This is a genomic window from Spiroplasma endosymbiont of Colias croceus, from assembly GCF_964020095.1.
GTDB lineage: Bacteria > Bacillota_I > Bacilli_A > Mycoplasmatales > VBWQ01 > Spiroplasma_E.
The window spans coordinates 1,729,123-1,742,628 of the sequence record NZ_OZ026536.1 but is presented as its reverse complement, the minus strand read 5'-3'; the positions used below and the strand labels follow the sequence as shown (position 1 = coordinate 1,742,628).

Sequence of the window (13,506 nt, the reverse complement as noted above, 5' to 3'; positions counted from 1 at the left end):
GGCTTTTATGTAATAGACTTCTTGCAAAACTATGATATTAATCACATTTTTTAAGTTTAAAAATTTATTTTAATAACACTTTTAATATTTTTTAAAAATTATTGTTCAAAATATGTTTTATTTTTTGTCATTAAAATACAACAAAAATTATTATTTCAAATAAAAAAATAAAATATTAAATTATCAAATATATTTAAATTAATAATTGTAAATTATAAATTGAAGCTATTAAATTAAATCTTAATGCAAATTTTTTTCTTCTATTTCGATATTTTTCACTAATAATTTTAAATTTTTTAAGAATCGCAAAAACATGTTCAATAACAACTCTCATTTTTGAAATAGCCTTATTATTTTTCTTTTCTTCTTTAGTTAAAGGGTTTTTCTTTGATTTTCGTTTAGGTAATAAGACATTTTTATGTATGTTTTGTATACCTTGATATCCTAAATCTACTAAAATAGTTGTTTCTGATAAAAATTTCGTTTTTGAATTTTTTAAAATTTTAAAATCATGATTTTTACCATAAGAAAAATAAGAACTTATAATTTTTTTACTATCTTTTTCAATTATGACTTGAGTTTTTATTGTATGTTTTTTCTTTTTTCCTGAATAATATTGTTTTTGACTTTTTTTGGGCGTTGAATAGTACTTTCAGTCACATCAATGATAACTGTTTTATCTTTAAAATTATTATTTAACAGTGATTTTTGCCCATCAAGTTGTTGAAAATCAGGATTTTTTATTAAAGTATTTTCTATTCACTTGATATTCCTATAGCAACTACTTTCACTAATTCCATAACTTTTAGCAATATGAAAATAAGTTCGATACTCTCTTCAATATTTTAAAGTCATTAATAAACGATTTTCTAATGATAATTTATTAGGTGTACCACCATTTTTAAACTTTTTTACTTCTTCTGTCTTTAAAATTTCTAGAATTTTATTAAAAATAATATCATTTATACCAGTTAATCTTAATAATTCTGGATTGTTAATAGTTTTTAATTTATCAAACATCATAGATTACCTATCTTTTTTATTTTTAATTTTATTTTAAAAATTAAATTTTTAATAGATAGGTTTTGCAAGAAGTCTAATCTGTGTATCTTTGTTTTACAAAGTACTAGTTTAGTGGAATGGCAACCTTTTTTAGGACTATTTTTTGGTAAACATTTGTTGTTGATATTTAACTGGAGTTAAGTAGTTTAAAGTGCTGTGAATTCTTATATTGTTATATCAATTGATGTAATCAAATAATTCTAATTTTAATTGGATTAATGATGTAAAATTTTTATCATTAATAAATTCGGTTTTAAAAGTTTTAAAAGTTGCTTCAGCAACAGCATTATCATAAGGACAACCTTTTTTACTTAAAGAACGGTTAATGTTGAATGCTAGTAAAAGTTTATCAATAATTTTATTGTTAAATTCATTACGGCGATCACTATGAAATATTTGAATATCTTTTAAACAGCGATTTGATTGCATAAATGCTTGATGTACTAATGATGCATCTTTTTTAACTCCAACACTATGTCCGATAATTTCGCGGTTAAATAGGTCTATTAATAGGCAAATATAGTTTCACCTACCATTAACTTGTACATAAGTTAAATCACTAACAATAACTTCATTTTTAATCCTATTCTTAAATTTTCTATTAACAAGATTAGTTATTTGACTATCGTTAACTTTGTTATTATGATTTTTGAATGATAATTTAGTATATTTTGATATTAAATTATGTTCATTCATAATTTTTTTAATTTTTCTGCGCGATAAATAAATTTCTTGGTTTTCTAGAATTTTTTTTAATCTTCTAGTACCATAAACTTCTTTATTTTCTTTAAAAGCACTAATAACAGCTTTATCATAAATATTATTTTTGATTTTATTTTCTTTTTTCTTTAAATTAAAATAATATGTTGATTTAGATATTTTTAAAAAACGACACATTGTGCGAATTTTATATTTAGCTTTATTTTTGACAATAATTTCTATTTTCTGCCTATTATTAGTGCTGCTTGCTTTAAAATATCATTTTCCATTCGTAATTGCTTTAATTCTTTTCTTAATTTAATTAATTCATTTTCTTCAAAAGAACGATTATCTTTAGTTTTAAAACTTCCTGAATTACTAAATTGCTTAATTCAATTGTAAGTAGCTGCTCTTGTAACATTATATTCTTTAACAAGGCAAGATACTGATTTGCCACTTTGATATAAAGCTACTATTTGTTTTTTAAATTCATCGGTATATGAGTTAATATTGGCCATAATTATAGTTCCTTTCTTTTAACAAATTTGTTTACTTGTCTACGTAATTAGTGTCCAATAAATTGTAACCCATCCAGTTCATAATTTTTAATAAATGTTCTTTAGACATATTCCGTAATTAAATTTTTTAAAAGTCAATTAATAATTTTAAAATTTATTTTATAATTTTGTTATTAACAATAAATTTAGAAAAGTGTTGATAAAAATGATTTTTGAAAATTTAAAAAAATTAAAAAATGAAGAATTTTATAGATATTTTGGTATAAAACGTTTTCATTTTAATGAAATGTTAGAAAAATTAATTGAAATAGAAAAATTAGAAAAAAATAAAGGTCGAAAAAATAAACTTTCAGTAGAAGAAAGATTAATGATGACTTTATTATACTGAAAAGAATATTATACTTTTTTTCAAATGAGTATTAAATCTAAAATGAGCCCATCAAGTTGTTTTCGAAATATTACTTGAGTAGAAAATAAACTTAGTAACCACAAAGATTACCAATTTTTAAAAGAAAGATATAAATTAAAAATTGATAAAAAACAAGAAAATTCAAATGAATTTCAATTTTATTTAATTGATTCAACTGAGATTGAAATTGAAAGACCAACTAAAAAAAACTACAGTTAGAATATTTTTCTGGTAAAAGTTGAATGTATTCTATAAAATTTCAAATTGTATATGATTTTTTTAATAAAAAAATTGTTGATATTTTTGCTGATAATGGTAAAGTGCATGATTTTCAAATATTAAAAAATTCAAATCTTGAATTTTCAGAAAAAACAATAATTATTGGTGATTTAGGATATCAAGGTATACAAAATATTTATAAAAATACAATAATACCAATTAAAAGAACTAAAAATAAAAAATTAACTAAACAAGAAAGAAAATACAATAAGATTGTATCTAAAATTAGAATTAAAGTTGAACATGTCTTTGCTTGATTGAAAAGATTCAAAATTTTAGTAAATAAATGTAGAAAATCTAAATTTAGACTTATGTACTTAAGATTTAACTTACTTTGTGAAATTTTTAATAAAATAAAACCATTAAAATAAAAAAAATATTAAAAATATTTTTTTAAAATTTAAATTTTTATCGAGTTAATATAAAAATATTATTAACAATTTTTTGTTTAAAATGTAAACTCATTTTTTAAACTATTTTTTCAAAAAATATTTATTTCTATATTCAATAACACTAAATAGTTTTAAAACAATTTTATTGACAATTAATTAAATTTAATTACGGAATATGTCCTTTGTAATGTTCCCTCTCTTGCTGTGCGATTGATGAGTTCTGTTTCTAGAGTTGTCATAGCAATATTAGTGGGAATTATATGAATGTTTTCATGTAAATTTATATTTTTAATAATTAAATTAGATTTAATTATATCTACATTTTGTTCAAATAGTTTTTTTGATGAACTACTTGAATTAGTTATTTTAAAATTATTTGAAAGGTTAGCTTGTGGATCTAAATCAATTAGTAAAACCTTTTTATTATTGAATGCTAGTATGCCTGCTAAATTAAATGTAAAGTTAGTTTTTCCAACTCCACCTTTTAATGAACCAACATTATTCAAGCTTGAGTTAATGCTCAAAAACCTACTTCATGAATTTTACAATCAGACCAAGGATTTCATTATACAAATCCTTCTTATAAAACCTTTTGTGACAAATTAAAAATAAAAATTTCGATGTCTAGAAGAGGTAATTCTTGTGATAATGGTGCTACTGAATCTTGATTTGGAACAATGAAAACAGAATTTCTATATCAAATCTAAGAAAAAACAGAACTATTGAATGAATAAAAGAAAATTTACCCAAATATATTTACTTTTATAATAACGATAGACCTCAAACAAAATTAAAAGGAATGAGTCCAATCGAATATCGATTAGCTCATTCCAAATCAACAAATAATTACTTCATATCTACAAATTTAACACTTACAAACACTATTTTATAAAATTTAATAAAAGGTTACTTTAATTGTCCACTTTTCTTGACAAATTCATTTTCTCTTCAAAATATAAGAAAAATGTAAATAAAAAAAATAGATAGGTCTAAATTTGGTGGATGTACCTAATGTGATATTCAATTTTTATAATTTAACTTTATCATAATTATGATAAATATCAAGTAAAATTAAACTATCATTATTTAGTGATAATTTCCTATTAGTTATCTAGTGAAAATTTCCCAAAAAGTGAAGTTAAATATACTTGGTGATAAATATGGAAAGAAGTATGACTATGAAAGAAAAATATAAATATAAAATTATAAATGACATTGTTATTAACAAATTGTCTAAACATCAAGCCAAGAATAAACTTAACCTAACTATTACAAGAATTAACCAATTAATTCAAATTTTTAATAGAGAAGGTAAAATTAGTTTTATTCATAAATCTCGCAATAAAATTTCTAATAAGGCAACAAATTTTGAAATAAAAATTAAAATTATAAGTTTATATAAAACTGTAAATTTCTAAAATAATTTATTTTTTTGGGAAATTTTTACTCAATATTGACAGTTTAAACAAATATTTAATTTAAAAAATCTCTAGTTAGAGATTTTTATTTTTTTAATACTAAACCATATAAATTTTTAAAACGTTTGTATATGAACAAATTAGATGTTTTAAAATCAATTTTAAAGATATAAAAAGATTGCAATTGTAATAGGCTTATTATTTTACCATTTTTGGTATTTTATATTCACTTGCTGAAATTTGTTCTTGAAATGAATTTATATTTTTAATATTTTTAATCATATCTATTGGATTTGAAACATGTTGTATTTCATTTTTTTGAATTTCAGTAAAATAAAATACACAACTATTTAACGATTTTGTTACTAAATCAAATTCTTGTTTTTCAGTTTTTAATGTTTTTACATTATTTTTAATAACATTTTGATTATTATTTTTTTTATTTTTTAAATTTAATAAAATATTTTCAAATTCTATTTTTTTATCCTTATATTTTTCAATTTTTTTTATTAAATTTTTATTTTTATTACAAAAACCTAATGTAAAAATTATAAGTAAATTATTTTTACATTTACTAATTTTTTTTGAATTTAAAAATGTAATATATCGATTATTTTTTGATATTATTTCATTTATCTTTTTTATATTTTTATTTATACATCATCTATTTTTAAAAATTAATTTTTTATTTTCACACTCAAGTTTTTCAATAGGTTTTTTATAAAAATTTTCTATTTTATTATATATAGCATTAAGTAATCTAAGATTTTCTTTTATTTCAAAACCATTATTTTTTAAATCAAATAAGATTTTGGAAATATTTTCTTTTATTTCGTTTTGTTTTTTGAATTTTTTTTCTAACGTTTTTAATTCTTTAATAATTTTTTTCTTTAATTCATTTATATTAATAAAATTATTAACATAATCATTAAAAATAATTTCTTGATTTTCAATTGCCATAACTTCAACTTCTTTCAAAATAAAACTCATTTGCTTTTTAACAAGAAAGCAATGAGTTAAAAACTTATATTAAATTTTTATAAATTAATTATACAAAATATTTTAAAAAAAGTTCACAAATAAAAATTTAGAACTAAAGTTTTTAACGGTTATTTGAAATTTGTGTTTATTTTCCAGTTAAAATTTCCAAAATGATTTACTTTTTTTGGAAATTTTCAATCGATATTGACAGTAAAATTAAAAAACGTTACCAGTGCCATCCACCAAAACCACACCGGTAACTAGATAATTGTAAAATAATTTTTAAAAAATATTAAAAGTGTTATTAAAATAAATTTTTAAACTTAAAAAATGTGATTAATATCATAGTTTTGCAAGAAGTCTAATATCATTTTTGTTTTTCTTAAATAACCAATATAAAAATCTTTATTTCCATTATCATATTGGTTATTTAAGAAAAACAAAACACCCAAAGAAAATAAACCAAAGAAAATAACAAATGCTGTAATTCAATTAAGAATTATTTTTCTAACTATCATTGTAAATATCTTTAATTAAAATTATAAAACTTTAAAATGATTTTTCATAAAATAACTTTTAATATATCCGTAAAAGGGATAATTAAAAATCTTTTAAATTTAGATTTAATATACAAAATATATATCTTAAGTTTTAAATTTAATTATTTTTTAAAATTTAATTTGTTATTTATCAAATTTATTACATATTATTCTTCTTTATTATATATTATAGATAATTAAATTATCTATATTGTATATATAAAATTTTATATTAATTATCCCTTTTACGGATATGAATTATCCCTTTTACGGATATGAATATGGTATAATCATATTAGATTTAAAAATATGTTAAGGAGTTAATTTATGCCAAAGGATTTAATAAATAAGCAAGATAATAAATTTATTAAAAAATCAAATGTGATTGTTCGTGCAGTGACAAATGAGTGTGCAGGAATTATGACTCAAAGGCTGTTTAATTTTGCAATTTTAAATACTAAAAATAATATTCAAAATATTGATCATATAGGATTTTGATTAAAAGATTTTTGCAATTATTATGGTATTCAACAACATAAACTTTATGATAAAGTTGTCCATAAAAACCGAGAAATGACAATAATTATGAAAGAGTTAGAAAATTTAACTAGTTTAAAATTCTTTGTTTTTATAGAAAATGAAAATAAGTATGGGTTTGTAAATGCTTTTTTATCAGGTTTTAATATTGATGGTTATATTAAACTTAAAATTAATAAAGATTTGGTGACAAATTATTTTGTTGATTTAAAAAAAGATTATACAAATATTTATTTACCTTATACAAAAACTGTTACAAGTAAATATTCAATGCGGTTATATAGACATATTCCGTAATTAAATTTTTTAAAAGTCAATTAATAATTTTAAAATTTATTTTATAATTTTGTTATTAACAATAAATTTAGAAAAGTGTTGATAAAAATGATTTTTGAAAATTTAAAAAAATTAAAAAATGAAGAATTTTATAGATATTTTGGTATAAAACGTTTTCATTTTAATGAAATGTTAGAAAAATTAATTGAAATAGAAAAATTAGAAAAAAATAAAGGTCGAAAAAATAAACTTTCAGTAGAAGAAAGATTAATGATGACTTTATTATACTGAAAAGAATATTATACTTTTTTTCAAATGAGTATTAAATCTAAAATGAGCCCATCAAGTTGTTTTCGAAATATTACTTGAGTAGAAAATAAACTTAGTAACCACAAAGATTACCAATTTTTAAAAGAAAGATATAAATTAAAAATTGATAAAAAACAAGAAAATTCAAATGAATTTCAATTTTATTTAATTGATTCAACTGAGATTGAAATTGAAAGACCAACTAAAAAAAACTACAGTTAGAATATTTTTCTGGTAAAAGTTGAATGTATTCTATAAAATTTCAAATTGTATATGATTTTTTAATAAAAAAATTGTTGATATTTTTGCTGATAATGGTAAAGTGCATGATTTTCAAATATTAAAAAATTCAAATCTTGAATTTTCAGAAAAAACAATAATTATTGGTGATTTAGGATATCAAGGTATACAAAATATTTATAAAAATACAATAATACCAATTAAAAGAACTAAAAATAAAAAATTAACTAAACAAGAAAGAAAATACAATAAGATTGTATCTAAAATTAGAATTAAAGTTGAACATGTCTTTGCTTGATTGAAAAGATTCAAAATTTTAGTAAATAAATGTAGAAAATCTAAATTTAGACTTATGTACTTAAGATTTAACTTACTTTGTGAAATTTTTAATAAAATAAAACCATTAAAATAAAAAAAATATTAAAAATATTTTTTTAAAATTTAAATTTTTATCGAGTTAATATAAAAATATTATTAACAATTTTTTGTTTAAAATGTAAACTCATTTTTTAAACTATTTTTTCAAAAAATATTTATTTCTATATTCAATAACACTAAATAGTTTTAAAACAATTTTATTGACAATTAATTAAATTTAATTACGGAATATGTCCTATGAATATTTACGTAGTTATTTATATATGAATGCAAAAACTAAAAAAACACCAAATTATCAACACATTTGAGATTTTGAAAAACTAGCAAATATTTTAAATTTAAATTTAAATAGTAGTTATTTTAAAATTATAACTAAGATGAAAAACAAAATTTTAGAACCAGTTAAAAAAGATTTAGAAAAAACAGATATTATTTTTACTTATGAATTGATAAAAGTTGGTAGAAAATATAGCAAAATAATTTTAAATACGCATTTAGATTTAGAAAAATTTAATTCTCAAAATCCTGAACTTGAAAAAGTATTAACTAAAAAAGAATATAAAGTATATGTGGATAAATCAAAGCCAACAGCAAATGATTTTACTGAAAGTGGTTCAAAACCAAAAAGTAAAATAATTGATCAACCAATTTTAACTGATAAACAACTACAACATATTTTGAAAAATATTGATAATGATTAAAATATGATATTTTAATTATAAAATATATTTTATTTATTTTACGTATTTTACAAATATAAGATAAAATTATATTTATTATCGTAAAATATATTTTACGAATAAAATATATAAAATAATATATAATAAACATATAAAGGAGTGAAAAGAATGCCAATTGAAACCAAAAATGGTATAAAAAATAAAATATTGGAACGTGTAGAAAATACTGCGGCTTTTTCAAAAGAAAATTCAAAAGTAAAAGATAAAAGAATTACAACGGATATGATACCTAATATGTATTGTGAAAAAGAACTTGTTGAAGCTTTTAGAAAAGAAGCAAAAGAAAAAAAGTGACTATATACAACTCTAATGAATGAAATTCTTAGAGAACGTTATGGGAAAGGAAACAAAAAAAATGAAAATGATTAGTTTTTGTAACAAAAAAGGAGGAGTTGGAAAAACAACTCTTTGTAAAAATATTGCTTACAAATTAGCATTAGAAAATAAAAAAGTTTTAGTTATTGATTTAGATAGTCAAGGTACTATAACATTAGAATTACAACAAGATAATACAGACATTAAAAAAACAATGGGGAAAATAATTGCTTCTGTTGAAGATATAAGTATTGATAAAATTATTCAAAAATCTAAGTATAAAAATATAGATATTATTGCTTCTAGTGAAAATGTTAGAAAATCTATTTTTTTAATAAAAGATTTATATGAAGAAAAAGAAAAATATTTAATTAGAGACTTAATATATAAAATTAATAAAAATATTTTTGATAATTATGATTATGTATTAATTGATTATCCGCCAACAGTAGATGAATTAAGTTTAAATTATTTATTAATTAGTGATTTAATATTAATTCCAATAAATAGTGGTATAGGTAGTTATAAAGGTATAGTTGATTTACAAAATACTTTGAATTATATTACTAATATTGATAAAAGAGATATGCCTGTAATTAAATTAGTTTTTAATAATATAAAGGATAATGAGAATACATCTAATATATTAGATTGACTAAAAGAAAAAAAATATAGCAATTATTTAGTAACTACCAATATTAAGCATTCTGATACATTTATTAAAACTGAAAATGATTTAAGTAGTATTTGAGACAGTCAATACTATTGACGTCAAAAACAAGCATATGAAGAACTTATTAAAGAAATTATATAAAATAATAATGTATCTTTATTTCAATAAGTTAGTTAAGTAGCAATTAAAACTACAACTAAATGTTGTCATTCCATTATCATCATGTGAAAAAGAATACACATTTGATTCTTTATATCGTGATAAATTTATTTATTGTAGTGGAAAGTGATATAAAAAATTATTTGATAATACAGTAACAAAATTTAAAAAAATGAAATATTAAAAGATAATTTAAAAAATATTAATTTAAAGGAAAACACAATGTCAAAATTTAATCTTGAATTTATTAAAGAACAAGTTTCAAACTCTATTTTTAATCGTGGTTTAATTATGTATAAAAATAACAGTATTAAACTAATAAACCAAAAGATAAATAATAATGCAAAAAATCAATCATTAATAATTGAATGTGAAGTATTATCTTCACAAGGTCAAGAAGAATACGAAGTAAATTTATATTTTGATTTTTATGATGGTGATATTAATTTTACTAACAAATATTGTGATTGCATGTATTTTCAAATTAATAATGCAATTTGTAAACACATAATTGCTTCGTTAATTTATTGTTATCATAAATCATCAAATCAATTTTTAATTTGATCAGGTGTAGAAAATGCACAAAAAAATTTAATTTCTTTTTTTAAAAAACAAGAAATACAAAACGAAAATCCAATGATTCCTATAGTAAAATGTAATATTAAAATTAATATTGAAAATATGTCATTAGCCAACTTGCAGTTGCAAGTTGGCATTAATCAATTATTTGAAGTTAAAAATATTTTTGAATTTATTAAATTGATTACTGATACTAACCCTACTATTTTTGAACAAAAAACATTTTTTAAAAAATATGGATTTTCATTAAATAAACAAGAACAAAAATTATCTCTTAATTTACAAAAAATTGTTAATTTTTTGTATGATGAATTTGAAATATTTAATATGACATTACCTAATGGTAACATTATTAATTTTTATAATTTTGAGGATAATAATAATAAATTTAGGTTATTACCAGTTCAACTGGAACGCCTTTTAAAAAAAATAAAAGGCGAAACAATAGACTTAATATATTTAGGAACAATATATTATGACATTTTAATTAGTGAAGAAAACTATGAATCAAAATTAAATATTAATTTACTTAATAACAAAATAATTATTAGTAATCAAAAAGAAAAACCTTTATTTTTAAGTTCAAAGCTACAAAGTATTTTAGAAAATAAAAAAGTTTTATTTTTAGGAAATCATCAAAAAAATAATTGTAAAATTTTACAAACTATGAATTCTCAAAATCAAATATCATTTGATGAAAATGATAAACAAGATGTTATACAATATATAATTTCACCATTATTAGAACATAACAATGATAATATTGCTATTGATCCAATAATCACTAATAATATTATTAATACTAAATTAATTATTGAAAGTTATTTTGATTTTGATGGAGAATATGTTATTTTAAAATCTGTTTTCAAATATGATGATATTATTTTTGATATTAATGATAGTAATAGTAATTCAAATAAAATTGTTCTTCGTGATTACATAAAAGAGAAAAATTATTTATCTCTTTTTTCTGAACTGCCTTTTGAAAAAAATGATGATAAATTGATATTAAATGATTTAGAATCAATTATTAAATTGGTATCTAATCTTTTATCTGTAATAGAACAACAATCAATTATTTACTATACTGAAAATTTTCAAAATGTGCGATTAATAAAAACAAAAATTAATAGTTCAAATATTAGTATTAATGAAAATCAACAACTTTTAGAATTTAATTTTAGTTTAGAAAATATTACACAAGATGAACTTAAATCAATGTTTATTTCAATAAAAAATGAAAAAAAATATCACCGTTTAGAAAATGGCAATATAGTTGATTTACAAAATAAAACATTAATAAACTTCGTTAAATTATCAGATAAATTTGATATACCATTAGAAAATTTTGCAACTGGTAAATTTTTAATTCCTAAATATCATGCTGCTTTTTTGAATGAAGAACTTTCTAATTTTAAAGATGTGTCTCTTAATAAGAGTTTATACTTTACTGAGTTAATTACAAAAATTACAAATTTTAATGATAATAATATTGCTGTTTCATCTTCATTAAATGCTGTTCTTCGTGATTATCAAATTAAAGGACATAAATGATTAAAAACATTAGCATTATTTGGTTTTGGTGGTATTTTAGCTGATGAAATGGGTCTTGGGAAGACTTTACAAACCATTAGTTATATTGTTAAAGAATATGAGTTAAATTCACATATGGACCCAATACTAATTATCGCTCCTGCTTCGATTATTTATAATTGAAAAAATGAATTTAAAAAGTTTGCCCCACAATTAAAAAAAATTATCGTTGATGGAACTAAACAAATACGTAAAGAAATTTTAAAAAATTATAAAAATTACCAAATATTAATTACATCATATCCGTTATTACGTCGTGATTTTATTGAATATGAGAGTTTATCATTTTCACATTGTTTTATTGATGAAGCACAACATATTAAAAATCCTACTTCATTAAATGCTAAAGTAACAAAAGGTATTAATTCTACAATTAAATTTGCTTTAACTGGAACCCCAATTGAAAATAATTTAACCGAATTATGATCAATTTTTGATTTTGTACTACCAGGGTTATTGCTTTCACATCATAAATTTCAAAAACAATATGAAATACCTATCACTCGTAAACAAGATAAAATATTATTAACACAATTAATTAAAAAAACAAAACCATTTATTTTACGTCGTTTAAAAAATGAAGTTATTACTGAATTACCTAATAAAATAGAAAATAAAGTTATTGTTGAAATGACTTCTCGTCAAAAAAAAATCTATGCAGCTTATGCTATGGCAGCACGCAAGGAATTAGAAGATTCTATTAATAATAAAAATTTTAATAAAAACAAAATTCAATTTCTTACTGCATTAATGCGCTTGCGACAAATTTGCTGTGATCCCAGCATTGTTGATAACAATTATGAACAAGAGAGCGCTAAACTTAATATTTTACATGATATTTTAGAAGAACTTATTTCTTTTAAACATAAAATTTTAATTTTTTCTCAATTTACTAAAATATTAAAACAAATAATACCAATTTTAAAAAAATTAAAAATTAATTATTTATATTTAGATGGTAAAACGGATTCTAAATCACGAGTATTATTGGTGGAAGAATTTAATAATAATACCAATATTAGTGTTTTTTTAATTTCTTTAAAAGCTGGTGGAGTTGGTTTAAATTTAGCATCAGCAGATGTTGTTATTCATTTTGATCCTTGATGAAATCCTTCCATTGAAAATCAAGCAACAGACCGTGCTCATCGCATTGGACAGAAAAAGGTTGTTCAAGTAATAAAATTAATTACTAAAGGAACAATTGAAGAAAAAATCATTACTATTCAAAATCAAAAATTAGACATTATTAATTCAGTATTTGATGGTAATAATGATACACAATTGATTACTAATTTAACAGAAACTGAATTAATGAATTTATTAACACCTATTTAAAATTATATAAAAACCCCAACAGCTAAGGTTGGGAACTCGAGGGCTTACTCCCCCTTGCACAGTATTATCTGTACT

Annotated in this window: 15 protein-coding genes and 1 pseudogene; 11 read left to right on the top strand and 5 right to left on the bottom strand. The window is 20.1% G+C overall.

Translation table 4 applies throughout. From position 1 onward, the window contains the following. Positions 1-193: 193 nt before the first annotated feature. Positions 194-1,023, bottom strand: a protein-coding gene (locus tag AACL24_RS10825) for an IS5 family transposase (RefSeq protein WP_339046752.1) whose coding sequence is annotated in 2 segments (ribosomal slippage) — positions 194-627 and positions 627-1,023 — 831 coding nt in all. Because the reading frame shifts where the segments join, the coding sequence is not laid out codon by codon here. Between the two features lie 135 nt (positions 1,024-1,158). Then, positions 1,159-2,279, bottom strand: a protein-coding gene (locus AACL24_RS10820) for an IS3 family transposase (protein ID WP_422398051.1) whose coding sequence is annotated in 2 segments (ribosomal slippage) — positions 1,159-2,036 and positions 2,036-2,279 — 1,122 coding nt in all. Because the reading frame shifts where the segments join, the coding sequence is not laid out codon by codon here. A gap of 205 nt (positions 2,280-2,484) precedes the next feature. Between AACL24_RS10820 and AACL24_RS10815 the strand changes: the two genes are divergently transcribed. After that, the gene (locus tag AACL24_RS10815; protein ID WP_339045912.1) at positions 2,485-2,907 is read left to right on the top strand and encodes a transposase family protein; all 423 of its coding nucleotides are present in this window, start codon (positions 2,485-2,487) and stop codon (positions 2,905-2,907) included. 23 nt (positions 2,908-2,930) lie between these two features. Continuing rightward, positions 2,931-3,338: a transposase family protein gene (locus tag AACL24_RS10810; protein ID WP_339045908.1), complete on the top strand. Its 408-nt coding sequence runs from the start codon at positions 2,931-2,933 to the stop codon at positions 3,336-3,338. 173 nt (positions 3,339-3,511) lie between these two features. Here the strand turns inward: AACL24_RS10810 and AACL24_RS10805 are convergent, their stop codons facing one another. Then, a complete protein-coding gene (locus tag AACL24_RS10805) occupies positions 3,512-3,865 on the bottom strand; it encodes a ParA family protein (protein ID WP_339046750.1) in 354 nt (117 codons plus the stop codon). Positions 3,866-4,023: 158 nt separating this feature from the next. On the opposite strand from AACL24_RS10805, the gene AACL24_RS10800 reads away from it, so the two are divergent. Next, on the top strand, positions 4,024-4,251 hold the full coding sequence (locus tag AACL24_RS10800) for an IS3 family transposase (RefSeq protein WP_339046749.1): 228 nt from the start codon (positions 4,024-4,026) through the stop codon (positions 4,249-4,251). A gap of 268 nt (positions 4,252-4,519) precedes the next feature. Further along, positions 4,520-4,765 (top strand): annotated as a pseudogene (locus tag AACL24_RS10795) (ISNCY family transposase); the annotation flags it as partial. A 210-nt stretch (positions 4,766-4,975) separates the two neighbouring features. Here the strand turns inward: AACL24_RS10795 and AACL24_RS10790 are convergent. Both AACL24_RS10790 and AACL24_RS10785 read right to left on the bottom strand, forming a co-directional pair. Next, complete coding sequence (locus AACL24_RS10790) at positions 4,976-5,737, bottom strand: hypothetical protein (RefSeq protein ID WP_339046747.1); 762 nt, start codon at positions 5,735-5,737, stop codon at positions 4,976-4,978. A 344-nt stretch (positions 5,738-6,081) separates the two neighbouring features. Next, a complete protein-coding gene (locus AACL24_RS10785) occupies positions 6,082-6,276 on the bottom strand; it encodes a hypothetical protein (protein ID WP_339046746.1) in 195 nt (64 codons plus the stop codon). A 348-nt stretch (positions 6,277-6,624) separates the two neighbouring features. On the opposite strand from AACL24_RS10785, the gene AACL24_RS10780 reads away from it, so the two are divergent. From AACL24_RS10780 to AACL24_RS10750, 7 genes are all read left to right on the top strand, one after another. Then, positions 6,625-7,131, top strand: a complete 507-nt coding sequence (locus tag AACL24_RS10780; RefSeq protein WP_339046745.1) for a replication initiation protein — start codon at positions 6,625-6,627, stop codon at positions 7,129-7,131. An 87-nt stretch (positions 7,132-7,218) separates the two neighbouring features. Continuing rightward, the gene (locus AACL24_RS10775) at positions 7,219-7,641 is read left to right on the top strand and encodes a transposase family protein (RefSeq protein WP_339045912.1); all 423 of its coding nucleotides are present in this window, start codon (positions 7,219-7,221) and stop codon (positions 7,639-7,641) included. Between the two features lie 19 nt (positions 7,642-7,660). Further along, on the top strand, positions 7,661-8,071 hold the full coding sequence (locus AACL24_RS10770; RefSeq protein WP_339046744.1) for a transposase family protein: 411 nt from the start codon (positions 7,661-7,663) through the stop codon (positions 8,069-8,071). Between the two features lie 196 nt (positions 8,072-8,267). After that, positions 8,268-8,738 carry a hypothetical protein gene (locus AACL24_RS10765; RefSeq protein WP_339046743.1) on the top strand — a complete coding sequence of 157 codons (471 nt, stop codon included), beginning with the start codon at positions 8,268-8,270 and terminating at the stop codon, positions 8,736-8,738. A 147-nt stretch (positions 8,739-8,885) separates the two neighbouring features. After that, on the top strand, positions 8,886-9,146 hold the full coding sequence (locus tag AACL24_RS10760) for a hypothetical protein (protein WP_339046742.1): 261 nt from the start codon (positions 8,886-8,888) through the stop codon (positions 9,144-9,146). After that, on the top strand, positions 9,139-9,906 hold the full coding sequence (locus tag AACL24_RS10755) for a ParA family protein (RefSeq protein ID WP_339046741.1): 768 nt from the start codon (positions 9,139-9,141) through the stop codon (positions 9,904-9,906). Before AACL24_RS10760 ends, AACL24_RS10755 begins: the two co-directional genes overlap by 8 nt. Before the next feature lie 240 nt (positions 9,907-10,146). Next, complete coding sequence (locus AACL24_RS10750) at positions 10,147-13,431, top strand: DEAD/DEAH box helicase (RefSeq protein ID WP_339046740.1); 3,285 nt, start codon at positions 10,147-10,149, stop codon at positions 13,429-13,431. Positions 13,432-13,506 lie beyond the last annotated feature (75 nt).